The sequence below is a fragment of the Pseudomonas fluorescens group sp. PF-69 genome (assembly GCF_054481235.1).
In genome coordinates this window covers 4,234,368-4,258,819 of the sequence record NZ_JBTMNC010000001.1, presented here as the reverse complement: position 1 = coordinate 4,258,819, position 24,452 = coordinate 4,234,368, and the positions used below count along the sequence as shown (strand labels likewise).

The window sequence follows — 24,452 nt, the reverse complement described above, 5'->3', positions numbered from 1 at the left end:
ACAGCCGACATCATTTCTGAATGTACCGCCGTCATCGCGGGCAGGCCCGCTCCCACAGGGATTTTGGGGCGGCCACGGTTCCGTGTTCACCGCAGATCAAACTGTGGCAGCGAGCCTGCTCCGGGCGGCGTTCCGACGATGGCGTCTGGCAGCCGACATCATTTCTGAATGTACCGCCGTCATCGCGGGCAGGCCCGCTCCCACAGGGATTTTGGGGCGGCCACGGTTCCGTGTTCACCGCAGATCAAACTGTGGCAGCGAGCCTGCTCCGGGCGGCGTTCCGACGATGGCGTCCCGGCCAATAACCTGATCTTCAGGCCGCCCCGCCCTTGGCCTGCTGTTCCAGATGCACCTGCAAATCCGGGGCGATGTTCAGGGCGGCCGCCAACTCATCCAGATAATTGCGCTCGGCGTCCTGCTGATCGTCGACCAGCATCACGCTGGCCAGGTACATTTCCGCGGCCATGCCGGGGTCGGTGGCCGACTGGGCCACTTCACTGGCATTGAGCGGTTTGGCGACTTCGGCATCAAGCCACTGCTGCAGTTGCGGGTCGTCGGTGTGACGGCCGATTTCAGTGCTGATCATCTGTTTTTCGGCATCGTCGATCCGACCGTCAGCCTTGGCTGCCGCGATTAATGCTCGAAGAATGGCGTGACTGTGCGCCTCGACTTCCGGGCCGGCCAACAGGTCCACGGTGCGGGGTGCCTGTTGCGGCGCGGCGGCCTGGCTGCGTTGCCAGGCTTGATAAGCCTGAAATGCCATCATTCCCAGGGAAGCGAGGGCGGCATAGTTGGTGCCGCCACCGGAACGCGAGGGGGTCGCACCGCCCATTGGCGAACCACCGCCGAGCAGGCCGCCCAGCAAACCACCCAAGCCACCCAGGCCACCGCTGCCAGCACCGGCAGCGCCGCCACCGCCCCCCAGCAGGCCGCCGAGCAACCCGCCGAGGTCACCGAGCCCACCTTGAGCCGACGCCCCACCCGCGCCCCGTTGCGACATCGAGCCCTGGCCGGCCCGCAATAATTGTTCGAGCAGATCGCTGGTGTTCATGACGACGTCCTCATCGATGAGAGTGATCCAGTCAGGCAACGATAGTCCTCGCACCCGATTGCGCCACCACCGTTTGGCTGACACGTCCTCTCCTCGCGGCCTTGGATTTATCCGCAGTATTTTTTTACGACGCAGCTAAGATTCATGAGTGGTGAACCTTATTCCCGGATACCCGGTCGATACCTGCAACCCGACCCGGTTTGCCGCCGCCCGCCAGATGAGGGTGATGACTGGCTTGCTTCACTTTCTGGAGAACGCCCCCGTGATATCGACACTACACATCGCCAGGCTCAAAGCATGGGGTGCCCATGGTTTTACCGCCACCGGCGTCGTCACTGCCTTCCTCGCGACCCTCGCCCTGCTCGATAACCAGCCGACCAGTTGCCTGCTGTGGCTGGGCGTGGCCCTGATCGTCGACGGACTCGACGGTGCGCTGGCACGCAAGGTCAATGTGCAGTCGGTGCTGCCCAGTTTCGACGGCTCGATCCTCGACCTGGTGATCGACTACCTGACCTATGTCTTCATTCCGGCGCTGTTCATCTACCGCTACATTCCGCTGCCGGACTACACCCTGCTGCTGACCGTGTCGCTGATCCTGGTGTCATCGCTGTTCTGCTTCTGCAACGTCAACATGAAAAGCAAGGACAACTACTTCCAGGGCTTCCCTGCCGCCTGGAACGTGGTTGCCCTGTGCCTGTACATCATCGCGCCGTCGCCGTGGGTGACCTTCCTCACCGTGATCGGCCTGGCGCTGCTGACCCTGACCCGCATGAAGTTCCTGCACCCGTTCCGCGTGCGCCGCTTCATGCCGGTCAATATCGCCGTGACGGCTATCTGGTTGCTGTGCAGTTTGTCGCTGGTGATCAACCATCCGGTGAGCAATCCGATGGTCATGGGGCTTTGGCTGCTGATGTCGGCGTACTTTCTGGGGATCTGCTTGTGGCGCACGGCGCTGGAGTGGTTCGACGGCTCACGGCTCAAGTAGCGCCATGCCCATCCACATCGTGCGACTCGGCTCCCCGCGCCAACCCGAAGAAGGCCTGCGCCTGGGCACCGTGCGCCGCCCACCCCGGGGCGTACCCAAGGCCGAGTTCGCCAGTCGGGATTTCTATGATGTCTGGCAACCGTTGCTGTCTCCGAGCCAGGAACTGGTGCACGAAGCCAAGGCTGCCGAGGACGAGAAGGCCTGGCACGCCTTCAAACGCAAGTTCAAGGCTGAAATGAACCATCCGGCGCCCAGTCAGTTGCTCGATCTGCTGGCCGCCCTGTCCCATCACACCTCGCTGGCCGTCGGCTGTTACTGCGAGGACGAAGCCCATTGTCATCGCTCGGTGCTGCGCGAGTTGCTGGTGGCTCGGGGAGCGGAGGTGGTTTAACTCACCTGACATCCGCACGAATCACCTGTGGGAGCGAGCTTGCTCCCACAGGGTGATGCGCTTTCGACTTAACGCCTGCTGATCACCACCTCCAGATACTCACCCGGCACCACCAGCGACTTTTCCCCGGCCCGGTTCGACCGGTTGATCAGTTCGATCAGGTCATGCTCCAGGGCCTGGGCGCCGTCGGGTGGCAGCGCGGCAAAGGCCTTGTGCATCGGCCCATACCACGCCCGGAAGGTGTCGATGAAATGCGCCGCCGAGCGATAGCGGAAGTTGAAGATCCGGCGCGTGACCTGGACAAGGAAGTCGCGCTCGTCGAAGTGCGCGCGCAGCCAGGCTTCGGTGCCCCACTGCGACGGCGGCAACGCGCCGGGCGGTGGAGGCAGGTGTTTACCCAGCGTTTTGAACATCTGGCCGACGAAGCCTTCCGGTGTCCAGTTGGCGAGGCCGATCCGGCCTCCCGGCCGACAGACCCGCGCCAGTTCCGCGGCAGCCTTGGGCTGGTCCGGCGCAAACATCACGCCAAAGGTCGAAAGCACCGCGTCAAAACTGGCGTCTTCAAAGGGCAACGCTTCGGCATCCGCCACCTGAAACACGACATTGCCATTCAGGCGCTCTGCCCTGACCCGGTCCTCACCGCGTTCAAGCAATGCGGCGACATAGTCCGTCGAGCGGACAATGCAGCCTCGACGCGCCGCCGCCAGCGTGGCATTACCGTTGCCGGCGGCCACATCGAGCACTCGCTCATCGCACAGCAGGTCACAGGCTTCGGCCAGTTGTTCGCCGACGATTTGCAGGGTAGTGCCGATCACGGCGTAGTCGCCACTGGCCCAGGCAGCCATTTGACGGTTTTTCAGGGCAACAAGATCAATGGGTGTACTCATGAATTCCGCTCCGTTGCGGTTTGGAACGCAACCCGGCTTATTCCGCCGTGGTGGGATCGATGATGTGGGCGATTTCAGAGATGCGATTGGCCGGGAAACCGCTCAGCCTGGCATGCTCCCTGATCAGCTCTTCGCTCGGCGAGATGTACACGCAATAGAGCTTGTCACCGGTGACATAGCTCTGGAGCCACTGCACCTCCGGCAACTCGCGCAACGCCCGGCAGGACTTTTGCGAAGCGGCTTTCAAATCCCTTTGTGACAGTGTCCCAGCGCCTTGAATCTCGCGTTCTATGACGAACTTAGGCATGGCAACCTCTCATTCTTGTTATGGATGACAGGGCCGGCGGGCCCTGCATGACCACTATCGCGCCGGGCAAAGGCGGCGTCCTGCCCGATCGTCGGCCAAGACTGTCCGATCGTCCGGAGGTTTCATGCTGGGCCGAGACAGGCTCACAATCAGCTTCTGACCCACGATCGGCATGGGAAAACCCTCATGGATGCCCTGTCACAGACCCTGCGTGTCGTGCGCCTGGTCGGCGCGATTTTCATCAACGCCCGGTTCACCGCGCCCTGGTGCTACCAGTCACCGAGCGCCGACAGCGCCGCGCCGTTCCTGGAGCCAAACGCCGAACGGGTGGTGATCTTTCACTTGATCACCGAAGGCGAGTGTTACGTCGAACTGGGCAATGACCCGCCGCTGCTGCTGACGGCTGGCGATGTCGTCGTGTTCCCGCAAGGTGACGCCCATCGCATGTGCTCCGCACCAGGCCTGATTCCGGCCAGCGGCGCGCGTCTGGATGCGGTCTTGTCGCGCCGGCCCCGGCAGTTGAGCTATGGCGGTGGCGGCGCGACCACGCGCCTGGTGTGCGGCTATCTGGCGTGCGACACGCGGTTGGCGAGGATGTTGCTGACGGGGTTGGCGCCCGTGGTGCGAGTCAATGTACGCGGCTCGGCGGCCGGTATCTGGCTGGAATCTTCGGTGCGTTACGCCCTGACCGAAGCCCGCTCCCCCAGGCCGGGCGGCGAAGGTGTGCTGGCGAAGCTGGCCGAAGTTTTGTTCATCGAGGTACTGCGTCTGTACATGCACGAACAGGGCAAGGGCCGAACCGGTTGGCTGGCCGGCGTGAGCGACCGGATCGTCGGCGCCGCCCTCAACGCCCTGCACGACAAGCCCTGTCACTGCTGGACCCTGGAAGAGCTGGCTCGGACCGCCGGCACCTCCAGATCGGTACTCGCCGAACGCTTCCAGCAACTGGTCGGGATTTCGCCGATGCAGTACCTGACGCAATGGCGCATGTTGCTGGCCGCCAATCTGTTGCGCAGCAGTAACAGTTCGCTGCTGCGGATTGCCGAAGAAGTGGGGTACCAGACGGATACGGCGTTCAGTCGGGCATTCAGGCGAGAGTTCGGATCGCCGCCAGCGGCGTGGCGGCGCAGTCAGGAGAAAAGAGTGACGGCTCACCGTGCTGTGAGCCCTTGATAGGGCAAGAAGGCCACAGCCTGCGCGCTTCCCCGAAGCTGCGGCAGGCTGCGATCCACCGATTTCAAGCGGACGGAACGGCGGCTTTCGCCTCCTCCAACAACTGCTGGATCATCTTCTCCTGGGTCTCATAGCTCCCCTCACCAAAGTGTGTGTACCGCACCTGCCCCTTGGCATCGATCAGGTAGTGCGCCGGCCAATACTGGTTGTCGAAGTTGCGCCAGATCGCGTAGTTGTTGTCGATCGCCACCGGGTAGGTGATGCCGTATTCCTTCACCTTGTCCCCGACGTTGTCGATGATGCGTTCGAACCCGTACTCAGGGGTATGCACGCCAATCACCACCAGGCCGTCCTTCCCGTATTTCTTCGCCCAGTCCTTCACGTACGGCAGGGTGTGCTTGCAGTTGATGCAGTCGAAGGTCCAGAAATCCACCAGCACCACTTTGCCTTTGAGCGACTCGTTGCTCAGCGCTGGCGAGTTGATCCATGCCACGGCACCGGACAGCGACGGCATGGCGCCTTTGGCATCGTCCATGGACGAATCGGCCTTGACCTTGCTGACGAGGTAGTCGACGACTTTCGGCACGGTTTCCAGCAAGCCTTTTTCGACGCTGCTGACCCCTTCCGAGGAGGTATTGGCCAAAAGAACGTCATCGGCTCCAGTGGAGATCATCACGGCACCGGCCAGCACCGCCACCCCAGCGCCACGACGCAACCAACCGGTTACGGGAATCGAGGGTTTAAGACGATTGACCAGACCGCGACCGGCGAAGATCAGGGTGCCGAGGGACAACGCACTGCCAGTGCCATAGGCCACCAGCAACAGGCTGGTCCCGGCATTCGCGCCTTGCAGCATGGCGCTGGTGAGGATCACCCCGAGGATCGGCCCGGCGCACGGCGCCCATAGCAGGCCGGTGGCGACACCGATCATGATCGAACTCAACGGGCCGGACATTTTGCGGCTGTTCGGGTCGATACGGTTACCCAGCAGAACGAAAGGCCGTGCCAGCCAATCGCCAACCCGTGCGGAAATCAGCGACAGGGCGAACAGCACCATCACGATCAGGGCCACTTGACGCCCGGTGCTGCTGGCCTTGATCACCCATTCACTGCTGACCACCGCCAGGCTGGAAATCAGGGCGAACGTCAGCACCATGCCGCCCAGGGTCAGCAGGATCGATGAGCGCGTGCGATGGGCGCCGGCGAACAGGAACGGCACGACCGGCAGGATGCAGGGGCTGAGGACGGTCAATAGGCCGCCCAGGAAAGCGATGAGGAACATGGAGTCACCTTGAAAAAAGAGGATGGCAATGCACACACGCACCCCTGAGCTGGCTTGCCAGCTCCTGTAGGGAATGGCTGATCGAAGGACTCAGTTGTCCGAGTTGCAGCTGTCGGAAATCTTGCGATAGTCCAGGACCCGGGTTTTGCTCTGGGAGTCCAGGTAGGTCAGTTGTGCATCCACAACCCCGCAGGAAGGCGTGGCGTCCTGTTTCGACGACACCACTTTCTTGATGTCCAGTTGCGTGCCGTAGGTGTAGGTTTCAGGGCTCGTATCCGCTTCGGCGCGGGCCGACAAGGTGCAGATGTTCAGGGCGGCAAACAGGCACGCGGCAAAGACGGCTTTGGTGTTCATGGCGTTTTCCTCAAGGTTTCAACGGATAGGTCGTTTGTTGGCTAGAGGCGGTTGGGTGTGCCTCGATGGAACCTATTAGAAGCCCCTGAGGTATCCCGTATGTGTCGGGAACAGGCGCGGGTAAATCGGCAAGTATCAAAGCCGGGCCGGGATACACAGGGATACAAACCCCCTGAAAATTCGCGTTTTTGCGTCTGTGTGTATCCACCGACTGGCCAGATACACTGCAATACAAAGGGCTACGGGCGAGCGGGCCAAGGCTCGATAAACTGTGCGACATCCCCCACTGACAGAGGCAGGCACCCATGGAACACGTCGATCACATCCTCATCGTTGACGATGACCGCGAGATCCGCGAACTGGTGGGCAACTACCTCAAGAAGAACGGCCTGCGCACCACGGTCGTGGCGGATGGCCGGCAGATGCGCAGCTTCCTCGAATCCACGCCGGTGGACCTGATCGTGCTGGACATCATGATGCCGGGCGACGATGGCCTGATGCTCTGCCGCGAGCTGCGCGCCGGCAAACACAAGGCCACCCCGGTCTTGATGCTCACCGCCCGCAACGATGAAACCGATCGCATCATCGGCCTGGAAATGGGTGCCGACGATTACCTGGTCAAGCCGTTCGTCGCCCGTGAACTGCTGGCGCGAATCAACGCCGTGCTGCGCCGCACACGCATGCTGCCACCGAACCTGGTGGTCACCGAAACCAGTCGCCTGCTGGCTTTCGGGCGCTGGCGCCTGGACACCTCGGCCCGCCACCTGCTCGATGAGGACGGCACCATGGTCGCGCTCAGCGGTGCGGAATATCGCTTGCTGCGGGTATTCCTCGACCATCCGCAACGAGTACTCAACCGCGACCAGTTGCTCAACCTGACCCAGGGTCGCGACGCCGACCTGTTCGATCGTTCCATCGACCTGTTGGTGAGCCGCTTGCGCCAGCGCCTGCTGGATGATGCCCGCGAACCGGCCTACATCAAGACCGTGCGCAGCGAGGGCTACGTGTTTTCCCTGCCAGTGGAAATCGTCGGTGCCCCCTCGTGAGTCTATCGATGCATTGGCCTCGCACCCTGGCGTCGCGGCTGTCGCTGATTTTCCTGATCGGCCTGATCCTCGCCCAGGCCCTGTCATTCGGTGCGCAGTACTACGAGCGCTATGAAAGCTCGAAAAACACCATGCTCGGCAACCTGGAAACCGACGTCTCGACCTCCATCGCCATCCTCGACCGCTTGCCGGCCAACGAGCGCGCCGGCTGGCTGCAGCAACTGCAACGGGCCAATTACGGTTATCTGCTCAGTGACGGCGAAAAAGGCACGCCGATGGACATGGACATGCCCGAGGCGCCGATTGCGATGGCCTCGATCAAGGACGCCATCGGCCAGGATTACCCGATGACCTTCACCGACATTCCCGGGCCGAAAAAACACTTTCAGGTGCACCTTAAACTCTCGGACGGCAGCCCGCTGACCATCGACGTACGGCCTGCAATGGTGCCGCTGTCGCCCTGGCTGCCCATCGTCCTGCTCGGACAACTGGCGCTGATGCTCGCCTGCACCTGGCTGGCCGTGCGCATCGCCATCCGCCCCCTGAGCCGTCTCGCCGAAGCCGTGGACACCCTCGACCCCAACACCCACCCGGTGCTGCTCGACGAAAAAGGCCCGACCGAAGTGGCGCACGCGGCCAAGGCATTCAACGCCATGCAGGCGCGCATCGCCGCCTACCTGAAGGAGCGCATGCAACTGTTGGCGGCGATCTCCCATGATCTGCAAACGCCGATCACCCGGATGAAACTGCGCGCCGAATTCATGGACGACTCCGCCGAAAAAGACAAACTCTGGAACGACCTCGGCGAAATGGAACACCTGGTGCGCGAAGGTGTGGCCTACGCGCGCAGCATCCATGGCTCCACCGAAGAAAGCCGCCGCACGGATCTGGACTCGTTTCTCGACAGCCTGGTCTTCGACTACCAGGACATGGGCAAAGAGGTCCAGTTGCACGGCAAGAGCGCTACCGTCATCGACACCCGCCCCCATGCCTTGCGCCGGGTGCTGGTCAACCTCACGGACAACGCCCTCAAGTTCGCTGGTTCTGCCGAATTACTGGTGGAGAAACAGGCCGACGGCAGCGTGTCGGTGAAAGTCATGGACCGTGGTCCGGGCATCGCCGAAGAGGAACTGGCCCAGGTCATGCAGCCGTTCTACCGCGTGGAAAACTCCCGCAACCGCAGCACCGGCGGTACCGGCCTGGGCCTGGCGATTGCACAGCAACTGGCGTTGGCGATCGGGGGATCGCTGACGTTGAGTAATCGTGAGGGTGGTGGCTTGTGCGCGCAGCTCAAGTTGCCGGCGCGCTCGGCTTGAAAGACCGGGGTTTCGGGTCAATCCGCAACCCCGGCCACGGGTACCGCGTTAAATGACGAACCGCGACACCAGCGCGTTCAGATTCACCGCCAGGCGTGACAGTTCATGGGAGGCGGCGCTGGTCTGGTTGGCGCCTGTGGCGGACTGGGTGGCGAGATCGCGAATATTCACCAGGTTGCGATCGACTTCGCGAGACACCTGGGCCTGCTCTTCGGACGCACTGGCGATGACCAGGTTGCGCTCGTTGATCAAATGGATCGACTGGGTGATCTGCTCCAGCGCGACACCGGCCGCACGCGCCATTTCCAGGGTGCTTTGGGTGCGTTGATTGCTTTGCTGCATCGACGCCACGGCTTCACCGGTACCGTTCTGGATGCCGGCGACCATCTTCTCGATTTCCTGGGTCGATTGCGCCGTGCGATGGGCCAGCGCCCGCACTTCGTCCGCGACCACGGCAAAACCGCGCCCGGCCTCACCGGCACGGGCGGCTTCGATCGCCGCGTTCAACGCCAGCAGGTTGGTTTGCTCGGCGATGGCGCGAATCACATCCAGCACCTTGCCAATGTCGCGCCCCTGGGCGGCCAGGCCTTCGATCATCAACGAGGTGGTGTGCACGTCGTGGGTCATGGTCTGGATCGCGTCGACGGTTTCCACCACACGGTCGCGGCCTTCGCGGGCGGCCTGGGTCGACTGGTTCGAGGCTTCGGAGGTCGATACCGCGTTGCGTGCCACTTCTTCCACGGCGGCGGTCATTTCGTTGACGGCGGTGGCCGCCTGTTCGATTTCGTTGTTCTGCTGTTGCAGACCCCGAGAGGCGTCCTGGGTCACGGCACTGAGTTCTTCAGCGGCGGCCCCCAATTGCGTGGCGGAACCGGCAATCTGTTCGATGGTTTTGCGCAGATTGGCCTGCATGATCGACAAGGCACCGAGCAGCCGACCCGGCTCATCCTGACCATCGGCCTCGATGGTTTTGCTCAGATTGCCATCGGCGATGGTCTGCGCCGCCAGCAAGGCGCGGTTCAGTGGCGTGACAATGCTGCGGGTCAGCAACCAGGCCAACAGGATGGTCATCAGCGCGGCCATCACAGCGGCGGCTACGATGCCGATAATGGCGCTGCTGTAGTTGGCGCCCGCTTCGGCCGAGGCGGTTTTGGCATAGCCGGTATTGAGTGCCACCAACTTGTTGAGCTGCTCACCCATCTGATCGGTGCCGTCCTTGATCCGCGTGTTGATCAGCGTGCGCATTTCATCGAGCCTGTTCTGGCGCGACAACTCCAGCATCTGCTCCTGGGCTTGCATGTAGCTGTCCAGGGTCACGGTGAACGCCTTGTACAGCTGCGCTTCTTCCGGCTGGGATGGCAACGCGGCATAACTGGCCTGAGCGCTGTGCACCTTGTCGATCAGCACGCCGATGCGCGTCTGGGCGTCCTGCAGCGCTGCCGGATCACGGTTGACCAATACCCGGAACGACAGAATGCGCAAGCGCAACACGTTCTCGGTAATGTTGCCAAGAAAGCCGACGCTGGGCAGTTGGTTCGTTTCCATGTCCAGGGAGGCCTGGCGGATGGTACTCATGCGATTCACCGCAAACACCCCCAGCACGATGACCAACAGGGCGATGAAGGCAAAACCCAGGAACGCTCGAGGCGCGATACTCAGATTACGCAGTGACATAGGATGATTCTCGGGTGTTGGTGGCTACGAGCATCCTTGCGTGATCACTGAATGGCGGGCGTCGGCGCGCCCGTTTCAGATAGGCGCCATTGTTGTAGTGGGTTTGTCTGCGCCTGTTAGTTGTATCGGCCAGGCTTGAGGTTTATTGCGGGGATCGAGCAAATAAATTTCAAAGGGTTACGAGTGTTTCAACGGTGAAACACATGGAACGAATGTGCAACATCCGGATGTATACGAGCCCTGTAAGAGCTGGCCTGCCAGCGATGGTCCTTAACGATGGCGCGGACTCGATGGATAACAGAAGTGGTTGTGAATCCATCGCTGGCAAGCCAGCTCCCACAGGATCGGGTCCATCCGCAAAAAATCAGTTGATGACGCCCACCACCCCTTCTCCATGCAACTGCTGGATCAATGCCAGGCCGTCATCGAAGAACGTCGGCGTCCCGGACGCACCCGCCTCCAGCGCCAGCCCCTGTAATTGCGCACGGCCATCCAGCTCGGGAAATTCGTCGATGCGCTGCAACAGGCGCCACGCCAAGGGGCTCAGTTCGGAGAACTTCACCTGCCAGTCCTCGGCCCGCCGCACCAGCAGCAATGTTGGCTGATCGGGTGCGGTATCGGGCCGATAACCCGGTCCGATCCGATGCACCGGCCAGCTATAGGCCAACGGCCAGGCCAGTGGCGAGACGTGCAACGGGCGGCTCGGCAATCCTTTGGCATCGCCGGCCGGCAAAGGCTCGGCCTCGGATTGTTGCAGCGCCATTTCGACCCATTCGTAATGCGCCAGCTCCACCATGAATGGCGGCCAGGAACCATCGGCCAACGCTTGCGGTCCGGACGCCAGGAACTCGACGAATTCCTCGGCGATCTCGCCGAACTTCGGTGTGTGGGCACGGTAGTCGCGCAGAAAAGCCCGCACCAGCGCACGCCACTGGTCATCGCCCAGGATGTTCACCAGCACCGGGAAGGTGCCGCTGATCAACGACGACAGGTTGGCGAACACCAGGTCGCGATAGACCTGTGCCCGCGCCGGGTCCATCTCGGCGGGTGGCGCACAGCGTTCAGGGTCGCGCAGGAACAGGCCCATGCTGTTTTGTTGTTCATGCAACGAGCGCTTGGCCACGGCTTGCCTCCTCGGCCTGCAAACGGCGAATGGTCTGCAACTCGGCGACCAGTTCGGAAAATGCCGGAAAGTTGAAATCGCGCTCCAGCAACGTCGGTCGGGCGCCGAACCGGGCATAGGCCTCGGCCAGCAACGACCACACTGCCGGCTTGACCGACGCCCCGTGGGTGTCGATTTTCAAGGTATCGGATTCATCGAAATGCCCGGCGATGTGCATGGCCACCACCCGGTTCGACTCGATACCGGCGAGGAATTCGTGTGGGTCGAAACCGTGGTTGATCGAGTTGACGTAAACGTTGTTGACGTCCAGCAGCAGGTCGCAGTCGGCTTCGCGCAATACCGCGTTGGTGAACGTCACCTCGTCCATGTCCTGCTGTGGCGCGGCATAGTAGGAGACGTTTTCCACCGCCAGGCGCCGGCCGAGAATCTCCTGGGCCTGACGAATGCGCGCGGCGACGTGGTGTACCGCTTCTTCGGTAAACGGCAACGGCAACAGGTCGTAGAGGTGACCGTCATCGCTGCAATAACTCAGGTGCTCGCTGTACAGCGGCACGTTGTAGTGATCGAGAAACACCCGCACCTCCTGCAGGAACCCGACATCCAGCGGTGAAGGCCCGCCCAGCGACAACGACAACCCGTGGCAGGACAGCGGATAGCGTTCGGCCAGTGCTCGCAGTGCCGCCCCATGGGCACCGCCGATGCCGATCCAGTTTTCCGGCGCAACTTCGAGGAAATCGAAATGGCCGGCCGGGGCGGCCTGGAGGTCTTTGAGTAAACCGCGACGCAAGCCGAGCCCGGCGCTGGCCTTCGCTGAAATGATGGGGGTTTGCATGGTGTCGATCCCTGGGGTTGTCAGTACGCAATCACAGTTAATCGAAGTGATGTATCTGTTCTGTGTTCACCGGTGGCCTTGAATTGAGGGGGACTGTATCGGGATGGCGGTTAGATACAGTGGGATACATACGCAGGCACGGCTGGCCAAATCCCCGTGGGAACGGCGGTCCAACGATTCGACTTGCCCGCGATGAGGCTGGCAGATCCGGCCTATTTGTTGACTGACACTGCGCTATCGCGGGCAAGCCCGCTCCCACAGGGGACCTTCGTCGCCTGGAAAAAGCGCCATTCGATCAGCGAACTAAACTTAATGCACCCAGGACATGCAAATCGTCCTGAACATCCCCCACGACCACCGCCCAGCGGCGGCTTGCCCAGGCAAACAATGCCTCTGGACCGTGATCCTCTTGAAGGAGCACACGTGATGGACGAGGCCAGACTCAATGACTTCATGGGCAAACTGGTGAATGACATGGGCGGCGCGGCGATGCTCGCCAACGTCATCCTCGGCGAAGAACTCGGGCTGTACCGGGCCATGGCCGACAGTCAGCCAGTCACCCCTGAAACACTCGCCGGCAAGACCGGCTGCAACCCACGCCTGGTGCGCGAGTGGCTCAGCGCCCACGCCGCCTCCGGCTATATGGAACACACCGACGGACAGTTCCGCCTGCCCGAAGAACAAGCCCTGGCGCTGGCCATCGAGGACTCGCCGGTCTATATCGCCGGTGGAATCGGGGTGGTCGCATCGTTTTTCCATGACAAGGACAAACTGATCAAAGCCATGCGCGGCGACGGCGCCCTGCCCTGGGGCGATCATCATCCGTGCATGTTCAGCGGCACGGAGCGGTTCTTCCGCCCTGGCTACAAGGCCCATCTGATCGCCGAATGGCTGCCGGCCCTTGAAGGCGTCGTGGCCAAGCTGGAAGCCGGCGCGAAAGTGGCGGACATCGGCTGCGGGCATGGCGCCTCCACCGTGATCATGGCCCAGGCCTTTCCCGAGTCGCGATTTGTCGGCTTCGACTACCACGCACCCTCCGTCACCGTCGCCACCCAGCGCGCCGAAGAAGGTGGCGTGGCCGGTCGGGCGCGATTCTTCCAGGGCACGGCAAAGAGCTACCCCGGCAACGACTATGATCTGGTCTGCTATTTCGACTGCCTGCACGACATGGGCGACCCGGTCGGCGCGGCCAGACATGCCTACGAGTCACTGAAACCGGACGGCACGGTGCTGCTGGTGGAACCCTTCGCCAACGACTCGCTCGATGAAAACATCAATCCGGTCGGTCGTTTGTTCTATGCCGCCTCGACCTTCATTTGCACGCCCAACTCGCTGTCTCAGGAAGTCGGTCTCGGCCTCGGCGCCCAGGCGGGCGAAACACGGTTGCGCAAGGTGTTCACCGAAGCCGGGTTCTCCAGTTTCCGCCGGGCGACGGAAACGCCGTTCAACCTGATTCTTGAAGCACGCAAGTAAGCCCGGTTGCCTTTTGTAGGCGCTGGCTTGCCAGCGAAGGTGGGTCAGGTACATTGATGTCGACTGACACGCCTTCGCGAGCAAGCTCGCTCCTACAGGTTTCCCGACATGCTCGACAGCCTTATCCACGAACAACTCGACCGCCTGCGACAGCTCATGGACGATCAACCGTTCGTGGTTCTGACCGGTGCCGGGATCAGCACCCCGTCGGGCATTCCCGACTACCGCGACAATCAGGGCGTACGCCGTGGCCGGCAGCCGATGATGTATCAGGAATTTCTCTCCGCGCCCGAGTCCCGCCGACGTTATTGGGCGCGGGCGATGCTCGGCTGGCCACGGGTGCGCCAGGCCCGACCGAACGTGGCACACGACACCCTGGCCCGCTTGCAGAGTACCCGGCAGATCAGCGGCCTGATCACCCAGAATGTCGACACCCTGCACGATCAGGCCGGCAGCCATGACGTGATCGAACTGCACGGCAGCCTGCACCGGGTGCTGTGCCTGGACTGCGCCAAACGCAGCGAACGGGATTCGATCCAGCAACAGATGGAAGCACAGAACCCCTATCTGGCCGGCGTTGATGCGGTGCAGGCGCCGGACGGCGACACCTTGCTGGACGCCGCCTTCGAAGCCCGCTTTCAAGTACCCCGTTGCCCCTATTGCGCCGGTGAACGGATGAAACCGGACGTGGTGTTCTTTGGCGAAAACGTCGCGCAGGAAACCGCCGCCAAAGCGATGGCTGCGGTGGAAAAGGCTGCGGGGCTATTGGTCGTCGGTTCGTCGTTGATGGCCTATTCGGCATTTCGCCTGTGCCGCGCGGTGGTGGATCAGGGCAAGCCATTGCTGGCGATCAACCTGGGCAAGACGCGGGCCGACGACCTGCTGGATTTGAAGATAGAGATGTCCTGCGAGCAGTTGTTGCCGTTACTGGCACAGCGCCTCTCCCACCACTGACGCGACCCAATCCTCGTAGAGCGAGCCTGCTCGCGATGGACGTCAACGACGACGCGGTCTATCTGAATGCCCGCGGTGGCCTGGCGTCCATCGCGAGCAGGCTCGCTCCTACAAGAAGGGTGATCAACGTCCGTCTGCCTGCCGACCCGGACTTTCTTCTTTAAGCACATCAAACAACGCCTGCGCCGCCGCCGACAGTTCTCCCCCCGGCAACGTCAACACCCCTAGCGCCCGCTCCACCACCGGGTCGTGCAAGGTGATGCACCGCGCGCCCAGTTCGCGCATCTGCCCGGCGCACAGGGCCGGCACCGCGCTCACGCCCAGTCCGCTGGCGACCATCCGACCGACCGTGGACAACTGATGGCTTTCAAACTCCACTGGCAATTTCATGCCCCGCGCCTGCAAGTGTTCCTCCAGCATCACCCGCACCGTCGATGGGCGCTGCAAGGTAATGAATGGTTCCTTGAGCAAGGTCTGCCAGTCGATGTCATCCCGCGTGGCCAGCGGCGAATCAAGGGGCACGACCGCCACAAAGCGGTCAACGTACAGCGGCGTGAAATGCAGCGACGAATTCTGGGTCGGTTCGAACGCCACCCCCAGTTCCACCTGGCGGTCACGGACCATTTCCAGCACTTGCTCGTTGATCACGTCGTTCACCGTGACGTTGACTTTCGGGTAGCGCGCGCGAAAGGTCTTGAGGATCGGGGGCAGCAGGTTGCCGGCGAACGACGGCATGGCCGCGAGGGTCACGCGCCCGCGCTGGAGGGTGAAGCGCTGGCGCAATTCATCTTCGGCATTGTCCCAGTCAGCAATCAGGCGGCGCGCCAGCGGCACCAGCGATTCACCCTCGGCGGTCAACGCGACATTGCGCGTATTGCGGGTGAACAATCGCCCGCCCAAACTCTCCTCCAGCGCCTTGATGGTCAGGCTCAGGGCCGACTGAGACAGGTGCAAGCGCTCGCAGGCCACGGCGAAACTCAAACTCTGGGCCACCGCCAGGAAGGCGCGGATCTGCTTGATGGTCAATGTGCTTTGCTCCAGTTGTAAGCTACACGCTCTAAGCTGCAAGATCGAAAGCAGCAATTTGATGAGTTTTATCAATTAATACAGCCAAAAAAACAACTTAACAAATCAATCTCGCGGCGAGACACTCAACCCCATTCGGCTAGCCAGCCGCCCATAAAGAATAAAAGAGGTGCATATGGCAGGTTTCGACAAGCGCGTGAGTTCCTACGAGGAAGCTCTGGCAGGCCTTGAAGACGGCATGACGGTGATCGCCGGCGGCTTCGGCCTGTGTGGGATCCCGGAAAACCTGATCGCCGAGATCAAACGCAAGGGCACACGCGACCTCACCGTGGTCTCCAATAACTGCGGCGTCGACGGCTTCGGGCTCGGCGTATTGCTGACCGACCGCCAGATCAGCAAAGTCGTGGCCTCCTACGTCGGCGAAAACAAGCTGTTCGAAGAACAACTGCTCAAGGGCGAAATCGAAGTCATCCTGACCCCCCAAGGCACCCTCGCCGAAAAAATGCGCGCAGGCGGTGCCGGCATCCCGGCGTTCTTCACCGCGACCGGCGTCGGCACCCCGGTTGCCGAAGGCAAGGAAGTGCGCGAATTCCATGGCCGCAAGTACCTGATGGAAGAATCCATCACCGGCGACTTCGCCATCGTCAAAGGCTGGAAAGCCGACCATTTCGGTAACGTGATCTACCGCCACACCGCCCAGAACTTCAACCCGCTGGCCGCCACCGCCGGCAAGATCACCGTGGTCGAAGTCGAGGAAATCGTCGAACCCGGCGAGCTGGAGCCGTCGCAGATCCACACCCCTGGCATCTACGTCGACCGGATCATCTGCGGCACGTTCGAGAAGCGCATCGAACAGCGCACCGTGCGTAAGTGATCCCCTGCCCCCGGACCGAATGAAGGAATAACAACAATGGCACTTTCCCGCGAACAAATGGCTCAACGCGTCGCCCGCGAAATGCAGGACGGCTTCTACGTAAACCTGGGCATCGGCATTCCGACCCTGGTCGCCAACTACATCCCCGAAGGCATGGAAGTCATGCTGCAGTCGGAAAACGGCCTGCTCGGCATGGGTCCTTTTCCTACTGAAGAAACCATCGATGCCGACATGATCAACGCCGGCAAACAAACCGTGACCGCCCGTATCGGCGCCTCGATCTTTTCCTCGGCCGAATCCTTCGCGATGATCCGCGGTGGCCATGTCGACCTGACCGTGCTGGGCGCCTTCGAAGTCGATGTACAGGGCAACATCGCCTCCTGGATGATTCCCGGCAAGCTGGTCAAGGGCATGGGCGGCGCCATGGACCTGGTGGCCGGCGCGGAAAACATCATCGTTATCATGACTCACGCGTCCAAGGACGGTGAGTCCAAGCTGTTGTCCCAATGCAGCCTGCCGCTGACCGGCGCCGGTTGCATCAAGCGCGTGCTGACCGACCTGGCCTATCTGGAAATCCAGGACGGCGCCTTCCATCTCAAGGAACGCGCACCCGGCGTCAGCGTTGAAGAGATCGTTGCCAAAACCGCCGGCAAACTGATCGTGCCGGACCACGTTCCGGAAATGCAGTTCGCTGACCAGTGAGGAATCATTCCATGCAAGAAGTCGTCATTGTTGCCGCTACACGCACCGCCATCGGCAGTTTCCAGGGCTCCCTGGCAAACGTATCCGCCGTTGACCTGGGCGCGGCGGTCATCCGTCAGTTGCTGGCGCAAACCGGCCTGGACCCTGCCCAAGTCGATGAAGTGATCATGGGCCAGGTGTTGACCGCCGGCGCCGGGCAAAACCCCGCGCGCCAGGCATCGATCAAGGCCGGCCTGCCCTTCGCCGTGCCTGCCATGACCCTGAACAAAGTCTGCGGATCCGGCCTCAAGGCCCTGCACCTCGGCGCCCAGGCCATCCGTTGCGGCGACGCCGAGGTGATCATCGCTGGTGGCCAGGAAAACATGAGCCTGTCCAACTACGTCATGCCCGGTGCCCGCACCGGCCTGCGCATGGGTAACGCGCAGCTCGTCGACACCATGATCAGCGACGGCCTGTGGGACGCATTCAACGATTACCACATGGGCATCACCGCCGAAAACCTGGCCGAGAAGTACAGCCTGACCCGCGAGCAGCAGGATGCATTCGCCGCCGCCTCGCAGCAGAAAGCCACCGCCGCCATCGAAGGCGGGCGTTTTGTCGATGAGATCACGCCGATCCTGATTCCCCAGCGCAAGGGCGATCCGCTGTCCTTCGCCACCGATGAGCAACCACGGGCCGGCACCACCGCCGAATCCCTGGGCAAACTCAAGCCAGCCTTCAAAAAGGACGGCTCGGTGACTGCCGGTAACGCTTCGTCGCTCAACGACGGCGCGGCAGCGGTGATCCTGATGAGCGCCGAGAAAGCCAAGGCCCTGGGCCTGCCGGTACTGGCGAAAATCGCGGCCTACGCCAACGCTGGCGTGGACCCGGCGATCATGGGCATCGGCCCGGTGTCGGCCACCCGTCGTTGCCTGGACAAGGCCGGTTGGTCCATCGATCAACTGGACCTGATCGAAGCCAACGAAGCCTTCGCCGCACAATCGCTGGCTGTAGCCAAGGACCTGGAATGGGACTTGAACAAGGTCAACGTCAACGGCGGTGCCATCGCCCTGGGCCACCCGATCGGTGCGTCGGGTTGCCGGGTACTGGTGACGCTGTTGCATGAAATGATCAAGCGTGACGCCAAGAAAGGCCTCGCCACCCTGTGCATCGGTGGTGGACAGGGCGTGGCACTGGCGCTCGAGCGGGCCTAACGCGTTCAACAGGCTGCACGGGGACCCACGAAGAACCGTTGCAGCCTGGTAAAACACCCGGTGTGACTCGCGTCGCACCGGGTTTCTTTTTTCTGGCTTTCAGACAGCGTCATGCCAGAAACTGCAGGATCAACCAGCTGTTCGCCCCGCTGATCAACACGAACAACCCCCACGCCAGCACCCGCGTCGGTAACCGGTTCACAAACGGCCCCATGAGTCTGTGATCGTTGGTCATCCGGATCAGCGGGTACAGGGCAAACGGCAATTGCAGACTCAGCACCACCTGACTGAGCACCAGTAACTTGCCGATGGCACCGTCGCCCATCAGCCACACGCCAATGAACGCCGGGATCAGTGCCAGGCCGCGGGTGATCAAGCGCCGCTGCCAGCAAGGAATCCGCAGGTTCAGGAAGCCCTCCATGATCACCTGGCCGGCAATAGTCCCGGTGAAGGTCGAGCTCTGTCCCGAAGCCAGCAACGCAACGCCGAACAGCACGCTGGCCAACGCCCCGCCCACCAGAGGATCGAGCAAGTGATAGGCGTCCTGGATATCCACGACAGCGGTATGCCCGGTCTGGTGAAACGCCGCGGCAGCGAGAATCAGGATGGCCGCGTTGACCAACAGCGCGAGGGCCAGGGAGCCGATGGTGTCGATGCGCGCCAGTTGCACGGCGTCCTGCTTGCTCGCCAGGTCCTTGCCGATCAGCCGGGTCTGTACGATCGACGTGTGCAGGTAGAGGTTATGCGGCATCACCGTGGCCCCGAGAATGCCGATGGCCAAATACAGCGGCGCGGCCTCGCCGATGGCGGAGAGTGAAGGCGTGAAACCTCGGGCGACGTCGGGCCAGTAAGGCTTGATCAACAGCAGTTCGACGAAGAAGCACGCGCCGATGGTGGCCACGAGCACCAGCATGATCGCTTCCAGACGACGAAAGCCCCGGTTTTGCAGGGCCAGCACCAGCAGGGTATCGAACGCGGTCAGGGCAATGCCGAAGGTCAGCGAACAACCGAGCAGCAAATGGAACGCCAACGCACAGCCCAGCACTTCGGCGAGGTCGGTGGCGATGATCGAGATTTCCGCCAGCAGCCACTGCGTGCGCGCAGTCCGCGTGCTGTAGCGCTCCCGGGACAACTGCGCCAGGTCACGCCCGGTGGCGATGCCCAGGCGCGAACACAAACACTGCACCACCATCCCCGCCAGGCTCGCCAGCAGCACCACGAACAGCAAGCTGTAGCCAAACCGCGAGCCGGCCTCGATGGCGGTCGCCCAGTTGCCCGGGTCCATATAGCCGATGGACACCAGCAAACCGGGGCCGGCAAAGCGCAGCACGCGTTTGAAAAAGGAGGCATTGGGGTCGACGGCAACACTGCCCGCCACTTCCGGGGGGCAAAACGGCGCGGTGCCGACTTTGGGCAAGCTGAATTTCACGCGAGGGTCCATCTACAGGTGGGAGACGCCCAGCTTAGACGTTTCAGCGTATACGCAAAACCCTGCGGGAGCCGGGTTGGCGGTGATGAGCATGTCGCTTCCGATTATGGCGTTGCCGCGTTCGCTGGCAAGCCAGCTCTACAGAAGTGTGCGGTATGGGAGGGAAATGTTGTATACAAAAAATCAACCGTTATAGAGCAATCCACTGTTCGCAATGCTAACGTTGCCGCCTGAAACAAATTGGAGATGTGCGTGTGCTGATGCTCAAACTGCTGGTCATTCCAGGATTCCTGCTGCTCATTTCCCTGGCCGGTAAACGCTGGGGGCCGAGCGTGGCCGGTTGGTTGTCGGGATTGCCGGTGGTGGTCGGGCCGATTCTGTTTTTCCTCGCCATCGAACAAGGTGAAGCCTTCGCCGCGCAATCGGCCATGGCGGCACTGTCGGCGATGTTCGCGATGATCGCCTTCTGTGTGACCTATGCGCAGGTCGCCCAACGCACGGGATGGCCGCTGGCGCTAACGACTTCACTGCTGGTGTGGGCCACGGCAGCGGTGCTGCTGTCGTTGATCCCGCCGTCGCTGCCACTGTCGGTGATCGCCGCCGCAACGGCACTGTTGGCCGCGCCCCACCTGTTCCCGTCGGTGCAGCCGATCCTGTCAGGCCCGGCCCCCAAGTCAGACAAACTGCTGCTGCGCATGATCGCCGGCGCCCTGCTGACCCTCGCGGTCACCTTGCTTGCCAGCACTGTGGGTGATCGCTGGAGCGGCCTGCTCGCCGTGTTCCCGGTGCTGGGCAGCGTGATGGCAGTGTTTTCCCAGCAAACCCGTGGTCCGGCGTTTACCGCTGCCCTGCTGCGCGCGACGGCGACCGGGATGTACTCGTTCTCGGCCTTTTGCCTGGTCCTGACGCTGGCATTGCCAACACTCGGGATGAACGCATTCGTCCTGGGAGTGGCGGTGTCCGTGGCGATGCTGGGGGTGACCAAACGCTTGCTGGCGCGGCCCGTCGACCCGGTGGCGGCGGACGCTGGGAGTACCGCCATCAAGCGCTAGTTGCTTCAGGTCATCGGGCGGACACATTCGATGGTTTCGTACGAGTAAAGCAAAAACCCCGTACGTCAATCGAATGGGTTTCGCCCAACATCAACCTCAGTTCACAACCCACGACCGACTGAGGCCTACACCATGAAATTCTTTTTCCACCCTTCGCCTAATCCGATGAAAGTCGCCCTGCTGCTCGAAGAACTGCAAACGCCTTATGAATTGATCGGCGTCGATACCTTCAAGGGCGAACAACACCTGCCGGCTTTCCTGGCGATCAACCCGAACGCCAAGGTGCCGGCCCTGATCGATGGCGACGCCACGGTTTTCGACTCGCAAGCGATCCTGCTGCACCTGGCACACAAACATCAGCGCTTCCTGCCGACCACCGCTGCCGGCAATGCCGAGTTGCTGTCGTGGCTGATGTTCATCGCCACCGGCCTCTCGCCGTTCTCGGGCCAGGCCGTGCACTTCCTGCACCACGCACCGGAGGACCTGCCCTACGCGAAAAACCGCTACCTCAAGGAAGTCGAGCGTCACTACCGCGTGCTCGACCAGCGTCTGGCCGATCACCCGTACCTGGCCGGCGACACCTACAGCATCGCCGACATGGCGCTCTGGGGCTGGGCCAATTACGCGCCGTACATCCTTGGCGAAAACGGCCTGGCCGCCTACCCGAACGTCAAGCGTCTGTTCGATGAAATCAGCGCCCGCCCCGCGGCCCAGCGCGCTCACGGCCTGAAAGGGCAACTGGTGCTGAAAGCCGAATTCGACGAAGAAACCCGCCGTAACCTGTTCCCGCAGAACCAGGCCCGATAACCCGTTCCCGACGTTCGAAGGTGATGAAATGAGTGATCAAGTCGCGTTTATCGTTTACCTGCCCGCCAAACCGGAACGTTTCGCCGAAACCAGGGAACGCCTGCTGGACGTCGTGCACCAGATGTCGGCCGAGCCGGATTTCGTCAACACCTGGGTGCACCAGCTCCAGGACGACCCGAACACCCTGGTGCTCTACGAAACCTGGAATTGCAGCAAGGAGGACTTCATCACTCGCCACCTGAGCAAGCCCTACCGTCAGGCGTATGAACAACGGCTGCCGGAGTTGCTGGCCCGGGAGCGTCGGATCGAGTTTCTGGAGGTGATCAAAAGCTATCCGGTGCGCCGGGAGGTTTGACTGCACCAGACCTTGTGGCGAGGGGGCTTGCCCTCGCCCTGCACTGTCTGCATGCCCCTCTACAACGGATGATTCGTAGAACGAACGAGGAAATCTCCGACGGCATCTTAGGGTTGGCCGTCGCAAGCCTGGGAACTACGATTTGTCCTGGCGGGAGTCGTCAACCGGCACCTGGGCAAGGTGTACTTCATCCAGACAGCAACGACAACTCGCCACATACCCCTTAGTCTGACAAGCATTGATTCCGGAGGCCCCCATGAGCGCCGACCTTTCCCCCATCGTTTCAGAATTCGAAACCGAAGAGCAGGCCGCCAGCTACGACCGTTGGTTCCACGCGAAGGTCCAGGCTTCACTGGATGATCCACGCCCAAGTATCCCGCACGACCAAGTGATGGCTGAAATGCGAGCCCTTATCGAATCGAAGCGCAACAAGCGCGATGCCGGTTGAGTGGCGGCCTGAAGCGCGGGCCGAACTCTGGCAAATCCTTAATTACATTGGCGATCGTAACGTGGCAGCAGCGATCGACCTGTCCCAAGCCATCGAGGCCGCTGCTTCAGCCCTACCTGAACACCCTATCTCTATCGATTTGGCCGAGTGCCTGGTACCCGTGAAATTGTTGTGCACCCCAACTACCTGGTGGTTTATCAATTAACGGATCGAATCGAGATCCTGAGCGTTTTACACGCCAGGCAAGAATACCCCCGAGCATCAGTGACCGTCCGTTAGTCCGTACTGGAACCCGCCATAACCTCCATGGGATGATCGCCGCCCCATCGCGCGACCATCCCTGGAGATTCCGAATGTCACTGTTGAGTAAAAAAGCCGTTGTTCTGTTGCTGGCAGCGGCGGCCAGTCTTGGGGCTTTGAATGCGCAGGCCGCCAAGGCCACTGCCAAAGAGACGGCACCGACTCAGAAAGTCTCGATGCTCGGCGGCAAGTTCACCTTCACCCTGCCCAAGGGCTTCATCGCCAACCCGCTGCCGACCAGCCCCACCGGTGCGAGCGGCACCATGTACAGCAACGAAACCACCAAGACCGTGGTGATCGCCGCTGAAAACAGCCTGCCGGAAGGGGTCAAGGTCGAAGACAACGACGGCGCGTTTCTCGACGGCACCGCAGCCGACTTCGACGCCGCGCAACGCAAGGCCCTGCCGGATTACAACAAACTCAGCGAAAAAAGCCTGACCCTGAAAAAAACCGGACTGGGCCTGCGCCAGGTCGACAGCACCGCCACCCAGGGCGGTGGTCAGACCCTCAATACGACGTTGATGGCGGCGTCCGGCAGTCACATGACCGTGGTCCGGGTGATTTCCCGTCCCGGCGACATGGCTGCCCACGAAACCCTGATCAAGCAGATCGTCAGCGGCAAATGAACATCAAGGATTGAGGCGCTGCAACCAGGCACTCAAATCCTGCACCTCGTCGGCGCTGATGTTGTGGCCAACCCCTTGGTAGGCGTGAAACTCGGGTTCGAGTGACGCGCTCTTGAGCAGGCTGTCGGCGTCAGTGCCGTCACTGAACGGCAGGCGTTTATCCGCCGTGCCATGCCCGATGAAAATCGCCAGCGACTGGCGTTTTTCATCCGGTTGCAGCTCCGATTTGAGCACCGGCAGAATCCGTCCGCTCAACGCCGCGATCCCGCCCACCGCTTCGGGGTGGCGCAGGGCGACCTCGTACGACATGATCGCGCCCTGGCTGAATCCCACCAAAAACACCTTGTCCGGTTCGGTGTGATATTTCTTCGCCGCCTGGGCGACGAAATCCAGCAGCAATTGGGCGCTGGTCTTCAGATCATCTGTCTCGCCGTTGTAGGCACCTTCACCCTTCTTGCGAAACCACTGGTAACTGCCCTCTTCCATCACCATCGGCGCACGGACCGACAGGTAGGTGTATTGCGCGGGCAAGTCATCCTTGATGCCGAACAGATCCTGCTCGTTACTGCCGTAACCGTGGAGGAAAATCACCAGGGGTTGATCGCGGGAATCGACGTTGGCCTGCTCCAGGTACTTGAGCGGCAGATCGGTTTGCAGCGGGGTTTGAGCGTGGACAGCGGCGGACGCCAACAGCGTGAGCAGAGCAAGAAATTTCAACATGGAGCTTCCTTCACAGTGCGCAGGATTCGGGACAGAGCCTAACATCTCTTCCCGGCTACGCACTCCCCTGTG

General features: G+C 61.8%; 26 protein-coding genes and 1 pseudogene. 16 read left to right on the top strand and 11 right to left on the bottom strand.

Annotated elements, in window-relative coordinates; genetic code table 11:
- Positions 1–313: 313 nt before the first annotated feature.
- Positions 314–1,051 (bottom strand): tellurite resistance TerB family protein, encoded by a 738-nt coding sequence (locus ACX3YF_RS20065; RefSeq protein WP_448646976.1) that lies wholly within the window; start codon positions 1,049–1,051, stop codon positions 314–316.
- Between the two features lie 262 nt (positions 1,052–1,313).
- Between ACX3YF_RS20065 and pcsA the strand changes: the two genes are divergently transcribed.
- The gene (pcsA, locus tag ACX3YF_RS20060; protein WP_130210009.1) at positions 1,314–2,036 is read left to right on the top strand and encodes a phosphatidylcholine synthase; all 723 of its coding nucleotides are present in this window, start codon (positions 1,314–1,316) and stop codon (positions 2,034–2,036) included.
- A 4-nt stretch (positions 2,037–2,040) separates the two neighbouring features.
- On the top strand, positions 2,041–2,427 hold the full coding sequence (locus tag ACX3YF_RS20055) for a DUF488 domain-containing protein (protein WP_458974145.1): 387 nt from the start codon (positions 2,041–2,043) through the stop codon (positions 2,425–2,427).
- A gap of 68 nt (positions 2,428–2,495) precedes the next feature.
- On the opposite strand, the gene ACX3YF_RS20050 is transcribed toward ACX3YF_RS20055, so the two are convergent.
- On the bottom strand, positions 2,496–3,314 hold the full coding sequence (locus tag ACX3YF_RS20050; protein ID WP_196585355.1) for a class I SAM-dependent methyltransferase: 819 nt from the start codon (positions 3,312–3,314) through the stop codon (positions 2,496–2,498).
- 37 nt (positions 3,315–3,351) lie between these two features.
- A complete protein-coding gene (locus ACX3YF_RS20045; RefSeq protein WP_196585356.1) occupies positions 3,352–3,621 on the bottom strand; it encodes a DUF4242 domain-containing protein in 270 nt (89 codons plus the stop codon).
- Between the two features lie 186 nt (positions 3,622–3,807).
- Here ACX3YF_RS20045 and ACX3YF_RS20040 point away from each other — a divergent pair, with 186 nt between their 5' ends.
- Positions 3,808–4,794: an AraC family transcriptional regulator gene (locus ACX3YF_RS20040; RefSeq protein ID WP_130210001.1), complete on the top strand. Its 987-nt coding sequence runs from the start codon at positions 3,808–3,810 to the stop codon at positions 4,792–4,794.
- 64 nt (positions 4,795–4,858) lie between these two features.
- Here the strand turns inward: ACX3YF_RS20040 and ACX3YF_RS20035 are convergent, their stop codons facing one another.
- Positions 4,859–6,076 (bottom strand): cytochrome c biogenesis protein DipZ, encoded by a 1,218-nt coding sequence (locus tag ACX3YF_RS20035; protein WP_458974144.1) that lies wholly within the window; start codon positions 6,074–6,076, stop codon positions 4,859–4,861.
- 90 nt (positions 6,077–6,166) lie between these two features.
- Complete coding sequence (locus tag ACX3YF_RS20030) at positions 6,167–6,430, bottom strand: DUF2790 domain-containing protein (RefSeq protein ID WP_458974143.1); 264 nt, start codon at positions 6,428–6,430, stop codon at positions 6,167–6,169.
- Between the two features lie 305 nt (positions 6,431–6,735).
- Between ACX3YF_RS20030 and ACX3YF_RS20025 the strand changes: the two genes are divergently transcribed.
- On the top strand, positions 6,736–7,476 hold the full coding sequence (locus ACX3YF_RS20025; RefSeq protein ID WP_047530534.1) for a response regulator: 741 nt from the start codon (positions 6,736–6,738) through the stop codon (positions 7,474–7,476).
- Positions 7,473–8,792, top strand: a complete 1,320-nt coding sequence (locus tag ACX3YF_RS20020; RefSeq protein ID WP_458944835.1) for an ATP-binding protein — start codon at positions 7,473–7,475, stop codon at positions 8,790–8,792. Before ACX3YF_RS20025 ends, ACX3YF_RS20020 begins: the two co-directional genes overlap by 4 nt.
- 48 nt (positions 8,793–8,840) lie before the next feature.
- Here ACX3YF_RS20020 and ACX3YF_RS20015 read toward each other — a convergent pair whose 3' ends face one another.
- From ACX3YF_RS20015 to ACX3YF_RS20005, 3 genes are all read right to left on the bottom strand, one after another.
- Entirely contained in the window at positions 8,841–10,466 is a 1,626-nt protein-coding gene (locus tag ACX3YF_RS20015) for a methyl-accepting chemotaxis protein (protein WP_448646980.1), read from the bottom strand.
- Between the two features lie 364 nt (positions 10,467–10,830).
- On the bottom strand, positions 10,831–11,589 hold the full coding sequence (locus ACX3YF_RS20010) for an HvfC family RiPP maturation protein (protein WP_448646981.1): 759 nt from the start codon (positions 11,587–11,589) through the stop codon (positions 10,831–10,833).
- Positions 11,567–12,421 carry an HvfB family MNIO-type RiPP peptide maturase gene (locus ACX3YF_RS20005; RefSeq protein WP_448646982.1) on the bottom strand — a complete coding sequence of 285 codons (855 nt, stop codon included), beginning with the start codon at positions 12,419–12,421 and terminating at the stop codon, positions 11,567–11,569. Before ACX3YF_RS20005 ends, ACX3YF_RS20010 begins: the two co-directional genes overlap by 23 nt.
- Before the next feature lie 426 nt (positions 12,422–12,847).
- Here ACX3YF_RS20005 and ACX3YF_RS20000 point away from each other — a divergent pair, with 426 nt between their 5' ends.
- Together ACX3YF_RS20000 and ACX3YF_RS19995 are read left to right on the top strand one after the other, a co-directional pair.
- Entirely contained in the window at positions 12,848–13,894 is a 1,047-nt protein-coding gene (locus tag ACX3YF_RS20000) for a class I SAM-dependent methyltransferase (protein WP_448646983.1), read from the top strand.
- 108 nt (positions 13,895–14,002) lie between these two features.
- Positions 14,003–14,848 carry an NAD-dependent protein deacetylase gene (locus ACX3YF_RS19995; RefSeq protein ID WP_448646984.1) on the top strand — a complete coding sequence of 282 codons (846 nt, stop codon included), beginning with the start codon at positions 14,003–14,005 and terminating at the stop codon, positions 14,846–14,848.
- A 123-nt stretch (positions 14,849–14,971) separates the two neighbouring features.
- On the opposite strand, the gene ACX3YF_RS19990 is transcribed toward ACX3YF_RS19995, so the two are convergent.
- Positions 14,972–15,874 carry a LysR family transcriptional regulator gene (locus ACX3YF_RS19990; protein ID WP_130209981.1) on the bottom strand — a complete coding sequence of 301 codons (903 nt, stop codon included), beginning with the start codon at positions 15,872–15,874 and terminating at the stop codon, positions 14,972–14,974.
- Positions 15,875–16,049: 175 nt separating this feature from the next.
- Between ACX3YF_RS19990 and ACX3YF_RS19985 the strand changes: the two genes are divergently transcribed.
- From ACX3YF_RS19985 to ACX3YF_RS19975, 3 genes are read left to right on the top strand one after another with little or no spacing between them, the layout of a single operon-like run.
- Positions 16,050–16,748, top strand: a complete 699-nt coding sequence (locus tag ACX3YF_RS19985) for a CoA transferase subunit A (RefSeq protein WP_047530551.1) — start codon at positions 16,050–16,052, stop codon at positions 16,746–16,748.
- A 36-nt stretch (positions 16,749–16,784) separates the two neighbouring features.
- Positions 16,785–17,450 carry a CoA transferase subunit B gene (locus ACX3YF_RS19980; protein WP_047530552.1) on the top strand — a complete coding sequence of 222 codons (666 nt, stop codon included), beginning with the start codon at positions 16,785–16,787 and terminating at the stop codon, positions 17,448–17,450.
- Between the two features lie 11 nt (positions 17,451–17,461).
- Positions 17,462–18,643 carry an acetyl-CoA C-acetyltransferase gene (locus ACX3YF_RS19975; protein WP_448646985.1) on the top strand — a complete coding sequence of 394 codons (1,182 nt, stop codon included), beginning with the start codon at positions 17,462–17,464 and terminating at the stop codon, positions 18,641–18,643.
- 109 nt (positions 18,644–18,752) lie between these two features.
- Here ACX3YF_RS19975 and ACX3YF_RS19970 read toward each other — a convergent pair whose 3' ends face one another.
- The gene (locus tag ACX3YF_RS19970; RefSeq protein ID WP_458974142.1) at positions 18,753–20,072 is read right to left on the bottom strand and encodes an Nramp family divalent metal transporter; all 1,320 of its coding nucleotides are present in this window, start codon (positions 20,070–20,072) and stop codon (positions 18,753–18,755) included.
- Positions 20,073–20,326: 254 nt separating this feature from the next.
- Here ACX3YF_RS19970 and ACX3YF_RS19965 point away from each other — a divergent pair, with 254 nt between their 5' ends.
- The 6 genes and pseudogenes from ACX3YF_RS19965 (at position 20,327) to ACX3YF_RS19940 (ending at position 23,660) form a co-directional block, all read left to right on the top strand.
- The gene (locus ACX3YF_RS19965; RefSeq protein ID WP_448646986.1) at positions 20,327–21,124 is read left to right on the top strand and encodes a hypothetical protein; all 798 of its coding nucleotides are present in this window, start codon (positions 20,327–20,329) and stop codon (positions 21,122–21,124) included.
- A gap of 132 nt (positions 21,125–21,256) precedes the next feature.
- Positions 21,257–21,931 (top strand): glutathione S-transferase family protein, encoded by a 675-nt coding sequence (locus ACX3YF_RS19960; RefSeq protein WP_448646987.1) that lies wholly within the window; start codon positions 21,257–21,259, stop codon positions 21,929–21,931.
- 28 nt (positions 21,932–21,959) lie between these two features.
- Positions 21,960–22,286, top strand: coding sequence for a putative quinol monooxygenase (locus ACX3YF_RS19955; RefSeq protein ID WP_130209971.1), 327 nt, complete (start codon positions 21,960–21,962; stop codon positions 22,284–22,286).
- Between the two features lie 256 nt (positions 22,287–22,542).
- Complete coding sequence (gene relB / locus ACX3YF_RS19950; RefSeq protein ID WP_130209969.1) at positions 22,543–22,734, top strand: type II toxin-antitoxin system RelB family antitoxin; 192 nt, start codon at positions 22,543–22,545, stop codon at positions 22,732–22,734.
- Positions 22,724–23,013, top strand: a pseudogene (locus ACX3YF_RS19945) (type II toxin-antitoxin system RelE/ParE family toxin). The gene relB and the pseudogene ACX3YF_RS19945 overlap by 11 nt, the downstream one beginning before the upstream one ends.
- A 74-nt stretch (positions 23,014–23,087) precedes the next feature.
- Positions 23,088–23,660, top strand: a complete 573-nt coding sequence (locus tag ACX3YF_RS19940) for a DcrB/PsbP domain-containing protein (protein ID WP_458974141.1) — start codon at positions 23,088–23,090, stop codon at positions 23,658–23,660.
- Positions 23,661–23,663: 3 nt separating this feature from the next.
- Here the strand turns inward: ACX3YF_RS19940 and ACX3YF_RS19935 are convergent, their stop codons facing one another.
- Positions 23,664–24,380, bottom strand: coding sequence for an alpha/beta hydrolase (locus ACX3YF_RS19935; protein WP_130209965.1), 717 nt, complete (start codon positions 24,378–24,380; stop codon positions 23,664–23,666).
- Positions 24,381–24,452: the final 72 nt, after the last annotated feature.

Excerpts from the sequence above, each read along its gene's own strand:
- ACX3YF_RS20065 (WP_448646976.1), bottom strand. The coding sequence starts at position 1,051 with ATGAACACCAGCGATCTGCTCGAACAATTATTGCGGGCCGGCCAGGGC.
- ACX3YF_RS20055 (WP_458974145.1), top strand. The coding sequence starts at position 2,041 with ATGCCCATCCACATCGTGCGACTCGGCTCCCCGCGCCAACCCGAAGAA.
- ACX3YF_RS20050 (WP_196585355.1), bottom strand. The coding sequence starts at position 3,314 with ATGAGTACACCCATTGATCTTGTTGCCCTGAAAAACCGTCAAATGGCT.
- ACX3YF_RS20045 (WP_196585356.1), bottom strand. The coding sequence starts at position 3,621 with ATGCCTAAGTTCGTCATAGAACGCGAGATTCAAGGCGCTGGGACACTG.
- ACX3YF_RS20040 (WP_130210001.1), top strand. The coding sequence starts at position 3,808 with ATGGATGCCCTGTCACAGACCCTGCGTGTCGTGCGCCTGGTCGGCGCG.
- ACX3YF_RS20035 (WP_458974144.1), bottom strand. The coding sequence starts at position 6,076 with ATGTTCCTCATCGCTTTCCTGGGCGGCCTATTGACCGTCCTCAGCCCC.
- ACX3YF_RS20030 (WP_458974143.1), bottom strand. The coding sequence starts at position 6,430 with ATGAACACCAAAGCCGTCTTTGCCGCGTGCCTGTTTGCCGCCCTGAAC.
- ACX3YF_RS20025 (WP_047530534.1), top strand. The coding sequence starts at position 6,736 with ATGGAACACGTCGATCACATCCTCATCGTTGACGATGACCGCGAGATC.
- ACX3YF_RS20015 (WP_448646980.1), bottom strand. The coding sequence starts at position 10,466 with ATGTCACTGCGTAATCTGAGTATCGCGCCTCGAGCGTTCCTGGGTTTT.
- ACX3YF_RS20005 (WP_448646982.1), bottom strand. The coding sequence starts at position 12,421 with ATGCAAACCCCCATCATTTCAGCGAAGGCCAGCGCCGGGCTCGGCTTG.
- ACX3YF_RS20000 (WP_448646983.1), top strand. The coding sequence starts at position 12,848 with ATGGACGAGGCCAGACTCAATGACTTCATGGGCAAACTGGTGAATGAC.
- ACX3YF_RS19995 (WP_448646984.1), top strand. The coding sequence starts at position 14,003 with ATGCTCGACAGCCTTATCCACGAACAACTCGACCGCCTGCGACAGCTC.
- ACX3YF_RS19985 (WP_047530551.1), top strand. The coding sequence starts at position 16,050 with ATGGCAGGTTTCGACAAGCGCGTGAGTTCCTACGAGGAAGCTCTGGCA.
- ACX3YF_RS19980 (WP_047530552.1), top strand. The coding sequence starts at position 16,785 with ATGGCACTTTCCCGCGAACAAATGGCTCAACGCGTCGCCCGCGAAATG.
- ACX3YF_RS19975 (WP_448646985.1), top strand. The coding sequence starts at position 17,462 with ATGCAAGAAGTCGTCATTGTTGCCGCTACACGCACCGCCATCGGCAGT.
- ACX3YF_RS19960 (WP_448646987.1), top strand. The coding sequence starts at position 21,257 with ATGAAATTCTTTTTCCACCCTTCGCCTAATCCGATGAAAGTCGCCCTG.
- ACX3YF_RS19955 (WP_130209971.1), top strand. The coding sequence starts at position 21,960 with ATGAGTGATCAAGTCGCGTTTATCGTTTACCTGCCCGCCAAACCGGAA.
- relB (WP_130209969.1), top strand. The coding sequence starts at position 22,543 with ATGAGCGCCGACCTTTCCCCCATCGTTTCAGAATTCGAAACCGAAGAG.
- ACX3YF_RS19940 (WP_458974141.1), top strand. The coding sequence starts at position 23,088 with ATGTCACTGTTGAGTAAAAAAGCCGTTGTTCTGTTGCTGGCAGCGGCG.
- ACX3YF_RS19935 (WP_130209965.1), bottom strand. The coding sequence starts at position 24,380 with ATGTTGAAATTTCTTGCTCTGCTCACGCTGTTGGCGTCCGCCGCTGTC.